The following is a 19,384-nucleotide window of genomic DNA, read 5'->3' as shown; positions in this document are numbered from 1 at the left end:
GTGGTCGTGGCAGGCGTCCTGGTGCCTGAACCGCCTGGCCGATGGCTCAACTCAAACCCAGCTGCGACCAGATCCGCCGCACCTCCTGGCGCTCCTGGACGAACTGCCCGGCATCGATTACCCCGGCCTGCTTTTGCAGGGCCTGGCGGTGCGCGGCGGAACGGAACGCCTTGTACACCTCGCGCAGCAGCACGGCATCGCTGGCGGGCATCAGCCCGGCCTGCTCAAGCTCTTCGAGGATGCGGATGTTGTCGGTCCAGCGCAGCAGTGCCGGATGGTCGTGAGACCAGGCCAAAGCGGCGTATTGCACCATAAATTCGATATCGACGATACCACCGGCATCCTGCTTGATATCGAAGGGCACGCCGGCCTCGAAAGCATTGGCCGCAGTCCCGGCGGCGCTGAGCTTGGTGCCGAGGTTGTCGCGCATCTTGGCGCGCATCTCGCTGACCTCGGCCTGCAGCTTGGGCAGGTCGCGGGCCTGGCCAAGGATGCGCGCGCGCACCGCCTCGAACGCCGTACCCACCTGCGGGCAACCGACCAGCACCCGGGCGCGGACCAGGGCTTGGTGCTCCCAGGTCCAGGCTTCGTTCTGCTGGTAACGCTCGAAGGCGCCCAGGGAGCTGACCAGCAACCCCGACGCACCCGAAGGTCGCAGGCGCATGTCCACGTCGTAGAGTTGCCCGGAGTTGGTCTGGGTGGTCAGCAGGTGAATGATGCGCTGGCCCAGGCGGGTAAAGAACTGCGCGCTGTCGATCGGCTTGGCGCCATCGGTTTCGGCCTGCGGGTCGCCGTCGTGGATGAACACCAGGTCCAGGTCCGAGCCGTGGCCCAGCTCGATGCCGCCAACCTTGCCGTAGCCGACAATAATGAAGCCCGGGTCGCACAGGCTGCCGTCGCTGCGCTTGGGCTGGCCGTGACGGCTGACCGTCTGGCGCCAGGCCAGGGCCAGCACCTGGTTGAGAATCGCCTCGGCCAGCCAGGTCAGGTAGTCGCTGACTTTCATCAGCGGCAGGTTGCCGGCGATTTCTGAAGCGGCCACGCGCAGGCTGTGGGCCAGTTTGAAGTGGCGCAAGGCCTCCATTTGCTGCTCGAGGTCGTCCTCGGGGATGCGCGTCAGCCGCTCGCGCAGCTCGGCGGCCAGTTCCGGGGCCTGCGGCGGGCTGAACAGGCGGCCTTCATTAAGCAGTTCATCGAGCAGCAGCGGGAAGCGGGTGATCTGCTCGGCGATCCATGGGCTGGCGGCGCACAGGGTCAGCAGACGGCGCAGGGCGCCGGGGTTTTCGGTGAGCAGCACCAGGTAGGCCGAACGCCGGGCTACCGCTTCGACCAGCGGCAACACCCGTTCCAGCACCAGGTCCGGGTCGGCGTGCTCCACCGCCTGGGCCAGCAGGCGCGGAATAAAGGCATCCAGACGTTCACGCCCCAGGCGCTGCATGGCCCGCAACTGCGGGCTGACACGCAAGCCGGCGAGTTGCTTGAGGGCTTTTTGCGGGTCGGCAAAACCGGCGTCCTGCAGCTGACGGCAGGCGGCCTCTTCATTCTGGGCTTCTTCCCACAGCGGCAGCCATTCGCCGCCGACGATCACTTCGCCTTCTTCATTCTCGTCTTCGTCCGGGTCGGCAATCACTTGACGGAAGTGCCAGTCGATGCGCCCACGCCAGTGCATCAGTTGGGCATGGAAGCTCGGCCAGTCGGCAAAGCCAAGCATGAAGGCGATGCGCGCGCGGTCCAGCTCATCGTCTGGGAGCATCTGGGTCTGGCGGTCGGCAATCGCCTGGATCGCGTGTTCGGTATAGCGCAGGAATTCATAGCCTTCGCGCAGCTCGGCAATCACCGCCGGCGGCAGGTAACCCTGGCCTTCGAGGGTCGACAGCACTTTGAGCAACGGCCGCTGCTGCAGGCTCAGGTCGCGCCCGCCGTGAATCAACTGGAAGGCCTGGGCAATAAATTCGACTTCGCGGATGCCGCCGGCACCCAGCTTGATATTCTCGGCCATGCCCTTGCGCCGCACTTCCTGCTGGATGAGCTGCTTCATGGTGCGCAACGCTTCGATCGCCGAGAAATCCAGGTAACGCCGGTAAACGAAGGGCCGCAGCAGGTCCAGCAACTGCGCGCCGGCCACCTGGTCACCGGCCACCACCCGCGCCTTGATCATCGCGTAGCGTTCCCAGTCGCGGCCCTGGTCCTGGTAGTACTGCTCCAGAGCATTGAAGCTGAGCACCAGGGCGCCGGCCGAGCCGTACGGGCGCAGGCGCATGTCGACACGAAATACAAAGCCGTCGACGGTGATCGGGTCGAGGGCCTTGATCAGCCGCTGGCCCAGGCGGGTGAAGAACTCCTGGTTGTCCAGCGAGCGCTTGACCCCTTCGGTCTCGCCACCTTCGGGAAAGGCGAAAATCAGGTCGATGTCCGACGACAGGTTCAGCTCCACCGCGCCGAGCTTGCCCATGCCCAGCACCACCATGTGCTGCGGCTCACCGCTGCGATGGCCGATCGGCGTGCCGAACTGCTGGCAATGGCGCGGGTACAGCCAGTTGTAGGCCTGGTCTATACAGGCGTCGGCAAGGTCGGACAGGTCGCGGCAGGTCTGCACCAGGTCGCCCTGGCGAGTCAGGTCGCGCCAGATGATCCGCACCTGCTGGCGGCTGCGCTGGCGGCGCAGGTTGCGCGCCAGTTCGTCCTCGCTCTCGGCGGCCTGGCTGGCGGCAGCGATCTGCGCGCACAACTGGCCCGCGGCAAAGGCCCGGTCGAGCTCGCCACTGGCGGCCAGATCGACCAGCATCGCCGGGTCGCGCAGCACCTGTTCAAGGGCAAAATCACTGGCCGCAGTCACCCGGGCGAACTGCGCCCAGCGTTCGGCGTTCCAGTCAGCAACAGACAGTTCTGGCTGCAGGGCGACAGCCGCACGAAACGATTGCTCGTTACGGCTGACCAAGGCAGTGAGGGTGGCCGGCAGTTCGGCCAGCAAAGGCAGGCTCATGGTCTATCCTTGATCGGCGAGAAAAGATTGGCGAGTGGGAGCGGGCTTGCCCCGCGATTGGGCTTTTTCAGGAAAATCGCTTCGCGGGGCAAGCCCGCTCCTACCGACCACTGCTGGACTGTCGTACAAAAGTTAGAAATAGCTGTAAAAACTGATTTTCTGGCAGAAACCATCGCAGCAAACCTTTTCTTAACTTGTTTTTAACCACCGGTATCGATTTTTCCCACAACCCGAACTGCGGCCACGAGCCATTTTTGTGTAGTTTTACTACTGCCCGATCACTTCAAAAGCATGAAATGGTGATTCATTTGTAGTAAAACTACACAACGCCGGTACACTCTCCGGTAATCCAAGAATTTTATGTCGTCTGCCCAAAAGGCCAGTCGCAAACTCAGGCAACCGATTCTGGAAGCCTTTCCGCCCTGGAGCAAGCCATGCAAGACCTCGATCCCGTCGAAACCCAGGAATGGCTGGACGCCCTGGAGTCGGTTCTCGACAAAGAAGGCGAAGACCGCGCTCACTACCTGATGACCCGTATGGGCGAGCTGGCCACCCGTAGTGGCTCTCAGCTGCCATATGCCATCACCACGCCATACCGCAACACCATCCCCGTTACCCACGAAGCACGCATGCCTGGCGACCTGTTCATGGAACGCCGCATTCGCTCGTTGGTCCGTTGGAACGCGCTGGCCATGGTGATGCGCACCAACCTGAAAGACTCGGACCTGGGCGGCCACATTTCGAGCTTCGCCTCCAGTGCCACCCTGTACGACATCGGCTTCAACTACTTCTTCCAGGCTCCGACCGAAGAACACGGCGGCGACCTGATCTTCTTCCAGGGCCACGCCTCGCCTGGCGTCTACGCCCGCGCCTTCATGGAAGGCCGCATCAGCGAAGACCAGATGAACAACTTCCGCCAGGAAGTCGATGGCAAGGGCCTGTCTTCGTACCCGCACCCATGGCTGATGCCTGACTTCTGGCAGTTCCCGACCGTTTCCATGGGTCTGGGCCCGATCCAGGCGATCTACCAGGCACGCTTCATGAAGTACCTGGAAAGCCGCGGCTACATCCCTGCAGGCAAGCAGAAAGTCTGGTGCTTCATGGGCGACGGCGAGTGCGACGAGCCGGAATCCCTGGGCGCAATCTCCCTGGCTGGCCGCGAGAAGCTCGACAACCTGATCTTCGTCATCAACTGCAACCTGCAGCGCCTCGACGGCCCGGTTCGCGGCAACGGCAAGATCATCCAGGAACTCGAAGGCGTGTTCCGTGGCGGTGGCTGGAACGTCAACAAAGTGGTCTGGGGCCGTTTCTGGGACCCACTGCTGGCCAAGGACGTCGACGGTATCCTGCAGCGTCGCATGGACGAAGTCATCGACGGCGAGTACCAGAACTACAAGGCCAAGGACGGCGCGTTCGTCCGTGAGCACTTCTTCAACACCCCAGAACTCAAGGCCATGGTCGCCGACCTGTCCGACGACGAGATCTGGAAGCTCAACCGTGGCGGCCACGACCCGTACAAGGTCTATGCGGCCTACCACCAGGCGGTCAACCACAAAGAGCAACCGACCGTCATCCTGGCCAAGACCATCAAGGGTTACGGCACCGGTGCTGGCGAAGCCAAGAACACCGCGCACAACACCAAGAAGGTCGACGTCGACAGCCTGCGTCACTTCCGCGATCGTTTCGACATCCCGGTCAAGGACGAAGAGCTGGAAAACCTGCCGTTCTTCAAGCCTGAAGAAGGCAGCGCCGAAGCCCGTTACCTGGCCGAGCGCCGCAGCGCCCTGGGTGGCTTCGTGCCGCAGCGCCGCGCCAAGAGCTTCAGCATCCCGACCCCGCCACTGGAAACCCTGAAGGCGATCCTCGACGGCTCGGGCGACCGTGAAATCTCCACCACCATGGCCTTCGTGCGGATCCTCGCGCAACTGGTCAAGGACAAGGAAATCGGCCAGCGCATCGTCCCGATCATCCCGGACGAAGCCCGTACCTTCGGTATGGAAGGCATGTTCCGCCAGCTGGGCATCTACTCGTCCGTCGGCCAGCTCTACGAGCCAGTCGATAAAGACCAGGTGATGTTCTACCGCGAAGACAAAAAGGGCCAGATCCTCGAAGAAGGCATCAACGAAGCAGGCGCCATGTCCTCCTTCATCGCTGCCGGTACTTCGTACTCGAACCACAACCAGCCGATGCTGCCGTTCTACATCTTCTACTCGATGTTCGGCTTCCAGCGTATCGGCGACCTGGCCTGGGCCGCTGGCGACAGCCGCACCCGTGGCTTCCTGATCGGCGGTACCGCCGGCCGTACCACCCTCAACGGTGAAGGCCTGCAGCACGAAGACGGTCACAGCCACATGCTGGCCGCGACCATCCCGAACTGCCGCACCTATGATCCGACCTACGGCTACGAGCTGGCGGTGATCATCCAGGACGGCATGAAGAAGATGACCGAAGAGCAACAGGACGTCTTCTACTACATCACCGTGATGAACGAGTCCTACCAGCAGCCAGCCATCCCGGCCGGTGTCGAGGAAGGCATCATCAAGGGCATGTACCTGCTCGAGGAAGACACCCGCGAAGCAGCGCACCACGTTCAGTTGCTGGGCTCCGGCACCATCCTGCGTGAAGTTCGCGAAGCGGCGAAGATCCTGCGTGAAGAGTTCAACATTGGCGCCGACGTCTGGAGCGTTACCAGCTTCAACGAACTGCGTCGCGACGGCCTGGCCGTAGAGCGCAGCAACCGCCTCAAGCCTGGTCAGAAACCTCAGGTTACCTACGTCGAAGAGTGCCTGGCTGGCCGTAAGGGCCCGGTCATTGCCTCCACCGACTACATGAAGCTGTTCGCCGAACAGATTCGCCAGTGGGTTCCGAGCAAAGAGTTCAAAGTCCTGGGTACCGATGGCTTCGGTCGCAGCGACAGCCGCAAGAAGCTGCGTCACTTCTTCGAAGTCGACCGCCACTTCGTGGTGCTGGCTGCCCTGGAAGCCTTGGCTGACCGTGGCGATATCGAACCGAAGGTCGTGGCTGAAGCCATCACCAAGTTCGGCATCGACCCGGACAAACGCAACCCACTGGACTGCTGAGGAGTATTTTTAAGTGAGCGAACTCATTCGCGTACCTGACATCGGCAGCGGTGAAGGTGAAGTCATCGAGCTGTTCGTCAAAGTTGGCGACCGTATTGAAGCCGACCAGAGCATCCTGACCCTGGAATCGGACAAGGCGAGCATGGAAATCCCTGCTCCCAAGGCCGGCGTGGTCAAGAGCCTGAAGGTCAAGCTGGGCGACCGTCTGAAAGAAGGCGACGAACTGCTGGAGCTGGAAGTCGAGGGCGCCGCTGCTGCGGCCCCAGCGGCTGCCGCCCCTGCCGCAGCGCCTGCTGGCGAAGAAAAACCTGCTGCTGCCCCGGCCCCGGCGGCCCCGGCCGCGGCACCGGCTGCCGCAACCGTCCAGGACATTCATGTTCCGGACATCGGCTCCTCGGGCAAGGCCAAGATCATCGAGCTGCTGGTCAAGGTCGGCGACAGCGTCGAAGCCGACCAGTCGCTGATCACCCTGGAATCGGACAAAGCCTCGATGGAAATCCCGTCGCCGGCTGCCGGCGTGGTGGAAAGCATCGGCGTCAAGCTTGAAGACGAAGTCGGCACTGGCGACTTCATCCTCAAGCTCAAGGTCCAGGGCGCTGCTGCCCCGGCGCCAGCGCCTGCCGCTGCTGCCCCGGCCGCCAAGGCTGAAGCCGCACCTGCTGCTGCACCTGCTCCGGCTGCCAAAGCCGAGGCCGCAGCGGCGCCTGCCGCTGCCCCTGCACCAAGCGGTGCCAAGGTTCACGCCGGCCCTGCCGTGCGTCAGCTGGCCCGTGAGTTCGGCGTCGAACTGAGCGCGGTTGCCGCCAGCGGCCCGCACGGTCGTGTGCTCAAAGAAGACGTGCAGGTTTACGTCAAGGCCATGATGCAGAAGGCCAAGGAAGCTCCCGCCGCCGGTGCCACCGGTGGTGCTGGCATCCCGCCGATCCCGGAAGTCGATTTCAGCCGCTTCGGCGAAATCGAAGAAGTGCCGATGACCCGCCTGATGCAAGTTGGCGCCACCAACCTGCACCGCAGCTGGCTGAACGTGCCACACGTGACCCAGTTCGACAGCGCCGACATCACCGAGCTGGAAGCTTTCCGCGTAGCCCAGAAGGCCGTGGCCGAGAAGGCTGGCGTCAAGCTGACCGTGCTGCCACTGCTGCTCAAGGCGTGCGCGCACCTGCTCAAGGAACTGCCGGACTTCAACAGCTCGCTGGCCCCTAGCGGCAAGGCGATCATCCGCAAGAAGTACGTCAACGTCGGCTTCGCGGTGGATACCCCGGACGGCCTGCTGGTCCCTGTGATCAAGAACGTCGACCAGAAGAGCCTGCTGCAACTGGCTGGCGAAGCGGCGGCCCTGGCAGAAAAAGCCCGGACCAAGAAGCTTTCGGCCGACGACATGCAAGGCGCCTGCTTCACCATTTCCAGCCTCGGCCACATTGGCGGCACCGGCTTTACGCCGATCGTCAACGCGCCGGAAGTGGCGATCCTCGGTGTCTCCAAGGCAACCATCCAGCCAGTCTGGGACGGTAAAGCCTTCCAGCCGAAGCTGATGCTGCCGCTGTCGCTGTCCTACGATCACCGCGTGATCAACGGTGCTGCTGCTGCGCGCTTCACCAAGCGCCTGGGCGACCTGCTGACCGACATCCGCACCATGCTGTTGTAATTGCTGTTTCCTGTCTCCCCTGCCGGGGAGACAGGCTCCCTTTTCGAGCTGCCACGCTCGTACCTCAACCCCGTCATTTTGGCGGGGCTTTTTTTATCTGCTGGAAAGGTCCTGTGGAAGTGGGCTGAGCCCGCGATGCGCTGTGTCCGACTTAAGATTCCTACGCCAATGCCGACACAGTTAGTACGGAGGTCTCTGTATCGCTTGTCAGCCTCAAGCGCATGATGCAACCTTGCCGACACGCGTAGTAGCAGATTGCTCTATTTGCGCGAACAGCCTTCTTGAAGCGAGCTCTCGATGAAAAGCCAACCTGATGCCGCCAGCCGTATGGTGGCCGAGGTCGTGACGCAGTTGCCCGTGCCCTCGCGGCTCGGGATGCTGCGTTTCGAGCGGCTGAACGAGGCGAGCTGGGCGCTGCTCTATCTGGACCCTGGTTGCGAACGGCAATTTGGCCTGGCCGCCGTCGAACTCTGCGCCCTGGTCGGCTCGCCCTACGCCAGCCTGATGGAGCCCGAAGCGCGCTACAAACTGCACGACGCCATCCAGCTGCAACTGGCCCAGCGCCCGCATTACCTGGTGCGCTACACCCTGCACACCGGCCAGGGCCCGCTGCACCTGCTGGAGCTGGGCGAGGCCTACAAGCAGCACAACCGCCAGCTGCTGCGCGGTTACCTGATGGTCCTCGACAGCCAGCCGGGAGATACCCCGGACCTGTCGGCCGCCGACCTCGAGACCCGCAACAGTCGCCTGCAGATCGCCCTGCAGCTCAACCAGCGCGCCCAGCAGGAACAGCTCGAGCACCTGGAGCGGGTGCGCGCCCAGCAGGACCTGATCCTGCACCTGGCGCGCCATCGCTACAGCGCCAGCAACTCGCTGCTCGAAGCCGCCGAGCTGATCACCCGCAGTGCCTGCGAGATCTACAAGATCGACTGCGCAAGCATCTGGTACCTGGAAGAGCAGCAACTGCAGCCGATTTCGGCGTTTTACCGTTCGACCCAGGAATACCGCCTGCCCGAGCCCATCGACGCCAGCCGCTTTCCCGACTACCTTGAAGCGCTGCACACCAGCCGCGCCATCGACGCCCACAACGCCACCCACGACCCGCGTACCCGCGACATGGCCGAGAGCCTGCGCCCACGCGATATCAACGCCATGCTCGATGCCAGTATCCGCATCGATGGCCAGGTGGTCGGGGTGCTGTGCCTGGAGCAGACCGGCTCGGCGCGGGCCTGGCAAACCGATGAAATCGCCTTCGCCGGTGAGCTGGCCGACCAGTTCGCCCAGGTCATCAACAACCACAACCGGCGCACCGCGACCAATGCCCTGCACCTGTTCCAGCGCGCCGTCGAGCAAAGCGCCAACGCCTTCTTACTGGTCAACCGCGACGGTGTGGTCGAGTACGTCAACCCAAGCTTTACCGCCATCACCCAGTACAGCACCGATGAAGTCCACGGCCACCGCCTGTCGGAGCTGCCGGCGCTGGAAAACCTCAGCGAGCTGCTGTTCGACGCGCCGTCGAGCCTGGCCATGGGCAACAGCTGGCAAGGCGAGTTCAAGAGCCGGCGCAAGAACCTCGAGCCCTACTGGGGCCAGCTGTCGATTTCCAAGGTGTTCGGCGACAATCGCGAACTGACCCACTATATCGGCATCTACGAAGACATCACCCAGAGCAAGCTGGCCCAGCAGCGCATCGAGCGCCTGGCCTACACCGACAACCTGACCAGCCTGGGCAACCGCCCGGCGTTCATCCGCAACCTCGACGAGCGCTTCGCCCGTGACAGCGACAGCCCGATCAGCCTGCTGCTGGTGGACATCGACAACTTCAAGCGGATCAACGACAGCCTCGGCCACCAGACCGGCGACAAGCTGCTGATCAGCCTGGCCCGGCGCCTGCGCAACAGCCTGAGCCCCGGCGGCAGTCTGGCGCGCTTTGCCAGTAACGAATTCGCCGTGCTGCTCGAAGACACCGACCTTGAAAGCGGCCAGCAGGTGGCCCAGCAACTGCTGCGCACCCTCGACAAACCGATGTTCGTCGACAACCAGCTGATCAACGTCACCGGCTCCGTGGGCCTGGCCTGCGCGCCGCTGCACGGGCGCGACCCGCAGACGCTGATGAAGAACGCAGGCCTTGCCCTGCACAAGGCCAAAGCCAACGGCAAGCACCAGGTCCAGGTGTTCACCGAAGCGCTCAATGCCGAGGCCAGCTACAAGCTGTTCGTCGAGAACAACCTGCGCCGCGCCCTGACCCAGAACGAGCTGGACGTGTTCTACCAGCCCAAGCTGTGCCTGCGCAGCGGCCGCCTGCTGGGCCTGGAAGCGCTGCTGCGCTGGAACCACCCGGAAAAGGGCATGATTCGCCCCGACCAGTTCATCAGCGTCGCCGAAGAGACCGGGCTGATCATCCCCATCGGCAAGTGGATCGCCCGCCAGGCCTGCCGCATGAGCCAGACGCTGCGCCTGGAGGGCCTGGGCAACCTGCAGGTGGCGATCAACCTCTCGCCCAAGCAGTTTTCCGACCCGGACCTGGTCGCCTCGATCGCCAATATCCTCAAGGAAGAAGCCCTGCCCCCGCACCTGCTGGAGCTGGAGCTGACCGAGGGCCTGCTGCTGGAAGCCACCGAAGACACTCACCGCCAGCTGGACCAGCTCAAGCAACTGGGCCTGACCCTGGCCATGGACGACTTTGGCACCGGCTATTCGTCGTTGAGCTACCTGAAGAAATTCCCGATCGACATCATCAAGATCGATCGCAGCTTCATCCACGAAATCCCCGACAACCAGGACGACATGGAGATTACCTCGGCGGTGGTGGCCATGGCCCACAATCTCAAGCTCAAGGTGGTGGCCGAAGGCATCGAGACCGCCGAGCAGCTGGCCTTCCTGCGTCGCCACCGCTGCGATGTCGGCCAGGGCTACCTGTTCGACCGGCCGATTCCGGGCAGCGAGCTGATCACCAAACTCAAACGCTATCCGCGTGGCCCTATCGCCTGACAGCGGCGTTTGTCTCGGGCAATATAGGTTCATTCGGGTCCCATCGCGGGTCAAGCCCGCTCCCACAGTGGGAGCGGGCTCGACCCGCGATGGGACCAGCCTTGCCTACCCCAATCAGCAGAGGAACGATCATGGTCCTGCGCTCGGAGATTCTGGTGAACAAAAACGTCCTGCCCACTGCCGAACAGGCCTTGCCTGGCCGCGAAACCCCGATGACCCTGCCCGAGAAGCATTTTGTCTTCAAGGACACCCCGCTGCTCGGCCCGTTCTTCGAAGGCGCCATCGACTTCGCAATCTTTGGCCTGGGCTGCTTCTGGGGGGCCGAGCGGCGCTTCTGGCAGCGTGAAGGCGTGGTCAGCACCGTGGTCGGCTATGCCGGCGGTTTCACTCCCAACCCGACCTACGAAGAAGTCTGCTCGGGCCTGACCGGCCACACCGAAGTGGTGCTGGTGGTGTTCGACAAGGACAAGGTCAGCTACCAAGAGCTGCTGGCGATGTTCTGGGAGCTGCACAACCCGACCCAGGGCATGCGCCAGGGCAACGACATCGGCACCCAGTACCGCTCGGTAATTTACTGCACCAGCCCCCAGCAACTGGACGAGGCACTGGCCAGCAAGCAGGCCTACCAGGCCGAACTGAGCAAAGCCGGTTTCGGCGAGATCACCACCGAGATCGAGCAGGCGCCGACCGTGTACTTTGCCGAGGCCTACCACCAGCAGTACCTGGCCAAGAACCCCGACGGCTACTGCGGCATCGGCGGTACCGGTGTCTGCCTGCCACCGAGCCTGCAAGGCAACTGAGGGATCGACATGTCCGCACCGAGCATGACCCTGTTCCATTCGCCGGCCTCGCCGTTCGTGCGCAAGGTCCTGGTGGTGCTGCACGAAACCGGGCAAACCGACCGGGTGGCGCTGCAGACCGTCAACCTCACCCCGGTCGATCCGGTGGCCGAGCTCAACCAGGGCAACCCGGCCGGCAAGATCCCGGCCCTGCGCCTGGCTGACGGCAGCGTGCTGCACGACAGCCGGGTGATCTGCGAATACCTCGACCTGCAGCATGTCGGCAACCCGCTGATCCCCCGTGACGGCTGGCCGCGCTGGCATCGCCTGACCCTGGCGTCGCTGGCCGATGCGATCATGGATGCCGCGGTGCTGACCCGTTACGAAACCTTCCTGCGGCCCAAGGACAAGCAATGGGACAGCTGGATCGAGGCGCAGCAGGACAAGATCCGTCGTGGCCTGAGCAACCTTGAGCAGCAGCATTTCGCCGACCTTGCCTCAGGCTTCGACATCGCCGCCATCGGTGTGGCCTGCGCCCTGGGTTACCTCGACCTGCGCTTCCCCGACTTCGGCTGGCGTGAACAACAGCCGCAACTGGCGGGGTGGTATGCGCAGGTATGCCTGCGTGAATCGATGCGGGCGACTGACCCTTCCGTTAGCTGAGATTGCCCGGGGCGGCCTTGCCGCCCATCGCCGGCAAGGCCGGCTCCCACAGTGCATCGGTGTACCGCTGACTGTGTGGGAGCTGGCTTTGCCAGCGATGCAGGCGCCGCGCATTGTCCGACACAACCGCGATCTCATCCCCGGCCAGGCCGGCGCCGACAATCACCTCTGCGGTCCACAGGCCGGCGATGTGGGTCGCCAGCACTGCCCCCAATACCCTCTCCTCGCGCAAGCCGCTCACGACAGCTTCACCTGGCCAACCCCGTACCAGTCCAGGCGACGGGTCAGGACCATGAACACACCCAGCAGCGCGAACAGCAGCAGCGAACCCATCAGCAAGGCGTAATCCTCGGCCGTCAGCAGACCGTAAAGCATGCCGTAGAGCATCGCCAGGCCCAGGGCAAAGCCCATGCCGCGCAACACGCTGTGCAGCACGTGGCACAGGTAGAAGCCGATCAGCAACACACAGCCGCTCGCCGACAAGGCATAGGCCATGGCAAAGCCCAGGTGTTCGGACAACGACAGCAACAGCAGATAGAAGAATGCCAGGGCCACGCCCACCAGGCCGTACTGGATCGGGTGCACGCTCAGGCCCTTGAGCACTTCGAAGAGGAAGAAGCCGGCGAAGGTCAGGGCGATGAACAGCAGCGCATATTTGATCGCCCGCTCGCTCTTGAGGTACTGGTCCACCGGGTCGATGAAGCTGACCCCGAAAGCGCGACCGTTGAAGGCATTGCACTTGTCATTGACCACACACTGGGTCAGGGCGTCTTCGAGGTTGGTGGAGAAGAACGAGGTCTGCCAGCGCGCCGAGAAACCACCGGCATCGATCTTGCGGCTGACCGGCAGGTAGTTGCCGTCAAAGCTCGGATGCGGCCAGTTGGCGGCCATGGCCACGCTGGTGCTACGCCCTACCGGCACCACCTGCAGCTGCTCGGTGCCTTGCAGGCTGAGGTCGAAGGCATAGTTGAGCACGCTGGCGACCTTGCCATCGACACCGGGCAACAGTGCGTGCACACCACCACTCATCCAGCCCAGCTTGGTGCCGGCGGCAAAGTCCAGGCGCTGGTCGTTGAGCTGCAGTTGCAGGCCTTTTTCGATGCCGCGGATGTCACTGATACCGACGACCAGGAACGCAGGTTCGAAGCGGTAATCCTCGAAGTCCTCGGTAATGCCCCAGTTGGCCGGGATCTCGAAATGGCCGTTGATGTGGCTATTGGCGTGAAACAGGCGCGCTTCGTAGATACCGCGCGAACGCAGCTCGGTGTCGATGCTGGCGTTGAGGTCGAAGGTTTCCGGGAGGAAATACAAATGACCGTTGACCTGGCTGATTTCCTGGAAGCTCTTGCCCTCTTCGGTCTTCCAGCGCCGTTCAATCTTGCGGTACGGCACCACCAGCATCGGCCCGGTAATCTGCTGGGCGAAGCTTGAGCTTTCGGCAATGTCGCGCACCACGCGATCGCGTTGGTACTGACGGTCCTGGATCAAGCCGCCGATCATGAACAACGGGATCAGCAGCAATACGATCAGAAAGCCGATCACGGCCAGTTTGTAACTCAGTTTGCGGTGCATGGACAGGACTCCGGTTTCGATGGGCAGAGTCTGCGCAAACGAAATGGAGCCCTTGCGGACTTATGTGGAGCCTGTGTGCAGACTCTGTGAAGTTTTCAGCCCAGGCGCTTGGCCGGCAGCCACAACCGTACGCGCACGCCGTCCTCGACGTTGGCCACTTCCAGCGCGCCACCATGCAACTGCATCACCTCTTCGACGAAGTTCAGCCCCAGGCCGGTGCTCTTGCGCCCACTGAACGGTCGCGGCAGCGAATAGAAACGCTCACTGAGCCGGCCCAGGGCGTAGTCCGGAATCGACTCGCCCTGGTTGAACAGGCTCAAGGCCACGCGGCCATCGCCATGTTCCAGCTCGAACACCAACAAACCGCCTGGAGGGGTGAAGTCCAAGGCGTTGTCGAGCAGATTGGCGATGGCCTGGCGCATCAGGAACGGGTCACACAGCAGGCGCGCGCCCGCGGGCAGACGCTGACGCACCTGCAGCTCGGCGCTTTCGATCCGCGCGCCCTGGGCCAGCAGCAGCTCGTCGACCAATGCTGCCAGCGGCACCTGTTGCTGTTCTTCCAGCGCTTGCATCTGCTCGACCTGAGCCAGGTTGAGCAGGCGTTCGATCAATTGCTGCATACGTGCGCTTTCGCTTTCGATATTGCCGGCAAAACGCTGGCGCTGTTCGTCGCTCATCGGCCCCTGGAGCAGCTCGCTGGCGCCGCGAATCGCCGCCAACGGGCTTTTCAGCTCGTGGGTCAGGGTGTGCACATAGCGCTCGACGTAATCCTTGCCTTCAAGCTGGGTGCGCATGCGCTCCACCGCCGCCGCCAGTTGCCACAACTCACCACCGCGATAATGCGGCAACGCCGTGCGCTCGCCTTCACTGACCGCCTGGGCGTAGCGCGTCAGGCGGCGCAGCGAGCGCGCCAGCCACCACGACAATGCCGCGCCCACCAGCAGGCCAAGGCCGATCAGGCCCAGGCCGAGGTACAGCAGGCGCCGCTCGGAGCGGTCGATATAGGGTTGCAGCGATTTGTTCGGCTTGGCCACGGTGATCACGCCGATGATCTTGCCGTCATCGAGGATCGGCGCCGCCACGTGCATCACCGACGAATCCGGATCGTCCGGGTTGCTGCGGGTCGAGCGTGCACCGTATTGGCCGCGCAGGGTCAGGTAGACGTCGTTCCAGCGCGAATAGTCCTCGCCTACCGCCACGCCGGCCGAGTCGAGCAGCACTTTGCCCTGGGCATCGGTGACATAGATGCGGTGGTTGACCTGGTTCTTCGACAAGCCCCAGATATCGGCCTTGGGCTGGCGCTGGCCGTAGGCGCGCAGCAGCACCGGCAAACGGCTCTGGCCAAGGGTGCCGGCCTTGACGTCGTCGTGGAGGATTTCCGCCAGCAGGTTGGCGGTGTCGACCAGGGTTTCCTCGGTGGACTGGCGCACACCGGGGCGGATCTGCTCGCGCACAGTGCTGAGGATGAAGTAGCCGGTCAGCCCGACGAACAGGAAGTACACCAGGAAAATCCGGATCCCCAGGCGCATCAGCTATGGCTCGGGCTGTAGCTGTAGCCCAGGCCGCGGTGGGTCTGGATCGGCTCGGCGTCGGCTGCCACCGCACGCAGCTTGGCACGCAGGCTCTTGATATGGCTGTCGATGCTGCGCTCGTAGCCGGCATCGGCGGCGACCCCGACGGCATCGAGCAGTTGCTCGCGGCTGAACACCCGCTCCGGTTGCTCCAGCAGGCTTTGCAGCAGGCGAAACTCGTGGCGGGTCAGGCTCAGGGCCTGGCCACGGTAGTGGATCTGCATGCGCAGGGTATCGACCTGGAACAGCTCGGCGGCGCTCACCACAGGTTCCGCGCGCGGCGCCATGCGCTTGAGGATCGCCCGCACCCGGGCCGCCACTTCGCGGGGGCTGAAGGGTTTGACCACGTAATCGTCAGCGCCGATTTCCAGGCCCACCACCCGATCGATTTCGCCATCGCGAGCGCTGAGGAACATCACCGGCACCTCGCTGAAACGGCGCAGTTGCCGGCAGGTTTCAAAACCGCTGATGTCCGGCAGGCCAATGTCGAGGATGATCAGGTCGGCCGGGCGCTGGCGTTGCTGCTCCAGCGCGGCGCTGCCCAGGGTCACCCACTCGGTGCTGTGACCGTCGCCTTGCAGGGCGAAAATCAGCGTATCGGCGATGGCCGCTTCGTCTTCGACAATTAAAATGTGGGGCATCTGGAGCGGCAAGCCTCAAGCGACAAGCTTCAAGAAGAAGCGGATCGCGTGAAGTTACACTGAACCGCTTTTTCTTGCAGCTTGTCGCTTAAAGCTTGCAGCTAGTGAGCTGCTCAGCAGCTCGGTTTGTCTGCGGTAAAGCGCCGCGCCGGGTTTACCGCCGCCTTGAACTCGCGCAGCGCCTTGGCACCGATCAGCAACGGGTAGTTGAAGCTGCTGCGGTCGGTCAGGTTGACTTCGACAGTACGCTTGACGTCGCCCAGGCACAGTTCGAGGTCGACCACCGGGCGCTTGCTGATCTCGGCGCCTTCGCCGTCTTCGTCTTCATCGGCGCGGTTCTTGATCTTGCTGATGCGCGCCAGCTTGTGTTCATAGACCTTGCCGTCGGCGTCCTTGGTGGCGACCCGAAAGCGCACCCACTCTTCGCCGTCACGGGTGAAGGTTTCGATGTCCTTGGCCGACAGCGAAGCGGTCAGCGCGCCGGTGTCCATCTTGGCCTTGAAGGTCTGGCCACCGACTTCCGGCAGTTTGATGTATTCGTAGCGGCCATACAGGGTCGGCTCGGCGGCCATGACCGGCAGGGCCAACAGGGACAGCAGTGCAAGTACCGATTTCACAGGATCCGCTTCCTTGAGATAAGACAGTGTTTAGACTGCGAAGGCAGGATAGGTTCGCGCCAATAGCTTATTCAACACAATGTGAAACATTTGTCCGGCGGGAGCAGACCGGAGCATTTGGCGTACGCCGACCGGGTGCTTATCATTGTCGACCGCTTACTTGAATATAAGAGCTTTCTTATGCGCCGCTTGCTGACGGGCATTCTTGTGACCTTGCTGTTGCTGCTCAACACCCTGGTCCTGATCGGCCCGCTGATGGTCTTTGCCCTGCTCAAACTGGTCCTGCCCGGCCGTTACCGCGACTATGCCTCGTGGGCGGTGATGTGGATCGCCGAAACCTGGGCCGAAATCGACAAACTGATCTTCCGCCTGTGCATCCCGACCATCTGGGACGTGCGCGGCGCCGCCGACCTGCGCCTCGACACCTCGTACCTGGCGGTCAGCAACCACCAGAGCTGGGTGGATATCCCGGCGCTGATCCAGGTGCTCAACCGGCGCATACCGTTCTTCAAGTTCTTCCTGAAAAAGGAGCTGATCTGGGTACCGTTGCTGGGCCTGGCCTGGTGGGCCCTGGACTACCCGTTCATGAAGCGCTACAGCAAGGCCTTCCTCGACAAGCACCCCGAGCTCAAGGGCCAGGACCTGGAAATCACCAAGGCCGCCTGCGAGCTGTTCAAGCGCCAGCCGGTGACCGTGGTCAACTACCTCGAAGGCACGCGGTTCACCGAGGCCAAGCGCGCCGCCCAACAGTCACCCTTCAAGCATCTGCTCAAGCCCAAGGCCGGCGGCGTGGCCTTCGTGCTGGCGGCGCTGGGCGAACAGCTCGACGCCCTGCTGGATGTCACCATCGTCTACCCCGGCGACAAGGCCCCAGGGTTCTGGGACCTGCTCAGCGGCAATTTGCCCAAGGTGATCATCGACATCCAGGTACATGAGCTGGACCCGGCACTGTGGAGCGGCGACTACGAGAACGACCCGGTGTTTCGCCAGACCGTGCAGGACTGGGTCAACCAGCTCTGGCACGCCAAGGACGCCCGCATCGAGGCCTTGCGCGCCGAGCTGCGCTGATCAGTCGATGATCGCGTGGGGCAAAAAGCGGCTGCTGTCCTTGGTGATCAGCGAGTTGTCTTCACGAATGCCGATGCCCGCCGGCAGGTCGCCGACCACCCAGCTGCCGATCACCGTGTAGCTGTCGCCAAAGCGCGGCAGCGCCTGGAACTGCTGGATGATGCTCGGCCCGCCGCCATACGGGCCATCTTCGACCACCCGCTTGCCACTGCCGGTGTGGATCTCGATGTTGGCGCCTTCGCGCGAGAAGAACGGCTTGCGCACCCAGCCCTTGTCGAGACTCGCGCCCGGCGCTTGCTCGATGAACGCCGGCAGCAGGTTCGGATGACCCTGGTGGCGCTCCCACAGCAGCGCCAGCATGCCCTTGTTGGAAAGGATCGCCTTCCACGGCGGCTCGACGAACAAGGTACCGCTGGTGGCGATCGCCGGGCCGTAGGGGTCATGGAAGATGTCTTCCCAGGGGTAGAGTTTGAACAGGCTCGGGATCGGTGCGCCAACATCATCGACAAAACGCCCGCCGCGGCTCAGGCCGATGTCTTCCATGTCTACCAGGCGCGCATCGAGCCCGGCGCCGAGGGCGATATCGCGCAGGTATTCGACGGTGCCGCGGTCTTCGATCGAGTCTTTCACCGAAGAAAAGTAGAACGGCGTGGCAAAGGTATTAGCACCCATCACCTGGGTGAGTTTGTCTTCCAAGCTGTTGAACTGGTCGGCGTCGGCCGGCAGCATGCCGCGCTGCATCTGCTGCTCCAGCCACAGGTACTGGAAGAAACTGGCTTCGTAGAGTGACGTCGGCGTGTCGTAGTTGGCCTCCAGCAGCTTGGCCGGGCCCTTGCCGTCGTAACACAGGTCCATGCGCCCGTAGAAATGCGGGTGGCCGTCGCGCCACGAGCGGCGGATCAAATCGAAGTACGGTGGCGGGATCGCCAGGCGCTCGAGCAGTTCTTCACTGTCGACCACCTCGGCCACCAGCGCCATGCACAGCTCATGCAGTTCGCGGGTGGGCTCTTCAAGATCGTCTTCGATCTGCCGCAGGCTGAACTGGTAATAGGCCGACTCGTCCCAGTAGGGCTCGTCGCCGAAGGTGTGGAAATTGAAACCGAACTGCTCGGCGGTGGCACGCCAGTCCGGGCGCGGGGCGATGGAAATTCGCTTCATCTGCAATCCTCAGGTGCTGTAGCCGCGTAGCGACGAGCGGCTGTTGAACCCGTTGCTATCCAGGGTCAACCAACGCGTCGAGCCATAGCTGTTACCGCCGAAAACACGCAATTGGGCAGGCGCCACGTCAGCTCTGCCCTGTTCACTCAATGCACTGCTGACAAACGCCTCGCGCCCCGTCCGCGCCCGGTACACAGGCTCCGCCAGGTAGCGCGGTGCGGCATCGACGTAGCGCAGGCTGGTCCAGTGCGCCTGGTCGATCGGCACCCCGTCGTCGTAGACCTGGCGCTCGGTGGTCAGCTTGAAACCGTCCATGGCCGGCAGGAAAAAGCCGTTGCCCTCGACCTGCTGGCAGCGCTCAAAGCGCAGCTGGCAGGCGTTGAGGTCATCAAAGCGCGGCGCGTGGGCATAGTGCAGCTGCTGCGCGACATCCCGTGCCTCATTGCACGCTTCAGCGCGGGTGCCACTGCCAATGCACTGCTGCACCCCTTGATGGTGACGCACCTCGCTATACGGCTTGATTGCCGCCACCTGGTTGTCGCAGGCACTGAGTACCAGCGGCAGGCTACCCAAGGCCAGCAGGCGCAGGGATTTGCTGCGTTTCATCGGCTGACCT

Annotated in this window: 14 protein-coding genes; 6 read left to right on the top strand and 8 right to left on the bottom strand. The window is 63.2% G+C overall.

The window, feature by feature from the left end:
- Positions 1–46: 46 nt before the first annotated feature.
- Entirely contained in the window at positions 47–2,983 is a 2,937-nt protein-coding gene (glnE, locus tag ACIOVF_RS25425; protein WP_401293390.1) for a bifunctional [glutamate--ammonia ligase]-adenylyl-L-tyrosine phosphorylase/[glutamate--ammonia-ligase] adenylyltransferase, read from the bottom strand.
- A 434-nt stretch (positions 2,984–3,417) separates the two neighbouring features.
- Here glnE and aceE point away from each other — a divergent pair, with 434 nt between their 5' ends.
- The 5 genes from aceE (at position 3,418) to ACIOVF_RS25400 (ending at position 12,141) form a co-directional block, all read left to right on the top strand.
- Positions 3,418–6,063, top strand: coding sequence for a pyruvate dehydrogenase (acetyl-transferring), homodimeric type (aceE, locus tag ACIOVF_RS25420; RefSeq protein WP_401293387.1), 2,646 nt, complete (start codon positions 3,418–3,420; stop codon positions 6,061–6,063).
- Positions 6,064–6,076: 13 nt separating this feature from the next.
- Complete coding sequence (gene aceF / locus ACIOVF_RS25415; protein ID WP_093378794.1) at positions 6,077–7,708, top strand: dihydrolipoyllysine-residue acetyltransferase; 1,632 nt, start codon at positions 6,077–6,079, stop codon at positions 7,706–7,708.
- A 297-nt stretch (positions 7,709–8,005) separates the two neighbouring features.
- On the top strand, positions 8,006–10,699 hold the full coding sequence (locus tag ACIOVF_RS25410; RefSeq protein ID WP_045199157.1) for a bifunctional diguanylate cyclase/phosphodiesterase: 2,694 nt from the start codon (positions 8,006–8,008) through the stop codon (positions 10,697–10,699).
- 131 nt (positions 10,700–10,830) lie between these two features.
- A complete protein-coding gene (gene msrA, locus ACIOVF_RS25405) occupies positions 10,831–11,499 on the top strand; it encodes a peptide-methionine (S)-S-oxide reductase MsrA (protein ID WP_093378790.1) in 669 nt (222 codons plus the stop codon).
- A gap of 9 nt (positions 11,500–11,508) precedes the next feature.
- Positions 11,509–12,141, top strand: coding sequence for a glutathione S-transferase (locus ACIOVF_RS25400; protein WP_401293382.1), 633 nt, complete (start codon positions 11,509–11,511; stop codon positions 12,139–12,141).
- Here the strand turns inward: ACIOVF_RS25400 and ACIOVF_RS25395 are convergent.
- The 5 genes from ACIOVF_RS25395 to ACIOVF_RS25375 form a co-directional block, all read right to left on the bottom strand.
- The gene (locus ACIOVF_RS25395) at positions 12,134–12,382 is read right to left on the bottom strand and encodes a hypothetical protein (protein ID WP_401293380.1); all 249 of its coding nucleotides are present in this window, start codon (positions 12,380–12,382) and stop codon (positions 12,134–12,136) included. The genes ACIOVF_RS25400 and ACIOVF_RS25395 overlap by 8 nt on opposite strands.
- Entirely contained in the window at positions 12,379–13,713 is a 1,335-nt protein-coding gene (gene creD, locus ACIOVF_RS25390) for a cell envelope integrity protein CreD (protein ID WP_045199151.1), read from the bottom strand. The genes ACIOVF_RS25395 and creD overlap by 4 nt, the downstream gene beginning before the upstream one ends.
- 95 nt (positions 13,714–13,808) lie before the next feature.
- Positions 13,809–15,242, bottom strand: coding sequence for a two-component system sensor histidine kinase CreC (gene creC, locus ACIOVF_RS25385; RefSeq protein WP_045199149.1), 1,434 nt, complete (start codon positions 15,240–15,242; stop codon positions 13,809–13,811).
- Positions 15,242–15,925, bottom strand: coding sequence for a two-component system response regulator CreB (creB, locus tag ACIOVF_RS25380; RefSeq protein ID WP_045199148.1), 684 nt, complete (start codon positions 15,923–15,925; stop codon positions 15,242–15,244). Before creB ends, creC begins: the two co-directional genes overlap by 1 nt.
- Positions 15,926–16,038: 113 nt before the next feature.
- Positions 16,039–16,542: an ATP-dependent zinc protease gene (locus tag ACIOVF_RS25375; RefSeq protein ID WP_258608375.1), complete on the bottom strand. Its 504-nt coding sequence runs from the start codon at positions 16,540–16,542 to the stop codon at positions 16,039–16,041.
- Between the two features lie 180 nt (positions 16,543–16,722).
- Between ACIOVF_RS25375 and ACIOVF_RS25370 the strand changes: the two genes are divergently transcribed.
- Positions 16,723–17,610 carry an acyltransferase gene (locus ACIOVF_RS25370; protein ID WP_045199146.1) on the top strand — a complete coding sequence of 296 codons (888 nt, stop codon included), beginning with the start codon at positions 16,723–16,725 and terminating at the stop codon, positions 17,608–17,610.
- On the opposite strand, the gene ACIOVF_RS25365 is transcribed toward ACIOVF_RS25370, so the two are convergent.
- Together ACIOVF_RS25365 and ACIOVF_RS25360 are read right to left on the bottom strand one after the other, a co-directional pair.
- The gene (locus ACIOVF_RS25365; RefSeq protein ID WP_401293376.1) at positions 17,611–18,768 is read right to left on the bottom strand and encodes a glutathionylspermidine synthase family protein; all 1,158 of its coding nucleotides are present in this window, start codon (positions 18,766–18,768) and stop codon (positions 17,611–17,613) included.
- A 9-nt stretch (positions 18,769–18,777) separates the two neighbouring features.
- The gene (locus ACIOVF_RS25360) at positions 18,778–19,374 is read right to left on the bottom strand and encodes a DUF1190 domain-containing protein (protein ID WP_401293373.1); all 597 of its coding nucleotides are present in this window, start codon (positions 19,372–19,374) and stop codon (positions 18,778–18,780) included.
- Positions 19,375–19,384 lie beyond the last annotated feature (10 nt).

The organism is Pseudomonas sp. NPDC087612 (assembly GCF_044743505.1).
Classification (GTDB): domain Bacteria; phylum Pseudomonadota; class Gammaproteobacteria; order Pseudomonadales; family Pseudomonadaceae; genus Aquipseudomonas.
This window is presented reverse-complemented; position numbering and strand designations above follow the sequence as displayed.

Coding starts and splice junctions, on each gene's coding strand:
- ACIOVF_RS25370 (WP_045199146.1), top strand. CDS start 16,723: ATGCGCCGCTTGCTGACGGGCATTCTTGTGACCTTGCTGTTGCTGCTC.
- ACIOVF_RS25410 (WP_045199157.1), top strand. CDS start 8,006: ATGAAAAGCCAACCTGATGCCGCCAGCCGTATGGTGGCCGAGGTCGTG.
- msrA (WP_093378790.1), top strand. CDS start 10,831: ATGGTCCTGCGCTCGGAGATTCTGGTGAACAAAAACGTCCTGCCCACT.
- creC (WP_045199149.1), bottom strand. CDS start 15,242: ATGCGCCTGGGGATCCGGATTTTCCTGGTGTACTTCCTGTTCGTCGGG.
- ACIOVF_RS25360 (WP_401293373.1), bottom strand. CDS start 19,374: ATGAAACGCAGCAAATCCCTGCGCCTGCTGGCCTTGGGTAGCCTGCCG.
- creD (WP_045199151.1), bottom strand. CDS start 13,713: ATGCACCGCAAACTGAGTTACAAACTGGCCGTGATCGGCTTTCTGATC.
- glnE (WP_401293390.1), bottom strand. CDS start 2,983: ATGAGCCTGCCTTTGCTGGCCGAACTGCCGGCCACCCTCACTGCCTTG.
- aceE (WP_401293387.1), top strand. CDS start 3,418: ATGCAAGACCTCGATCCCGTCGAAACCCAGGAATGGCTGGACGCCCTG.
- creB (WP_045199148.1), bottom strand. CDS start 15,925: ATGCCCCACATTTTAATTGTCGAAGACGAAGCGGCCATCGCCGATACG.
- ACIOVF_RS25400 (WP_401293382.1), top strand. CDS start 11,509: ATGTCCGCACCGAGCATGACCCTGTTCCATTCGCCGGCCTCGCCGTTC.
- ACIOVF_RS25365 (WP_401293376.1), bottom strand. CDS start 18,768: ATGAAGCGAATTTCCATCGCCCCGCGCCCGGACTGGCGTGCCACCGCC.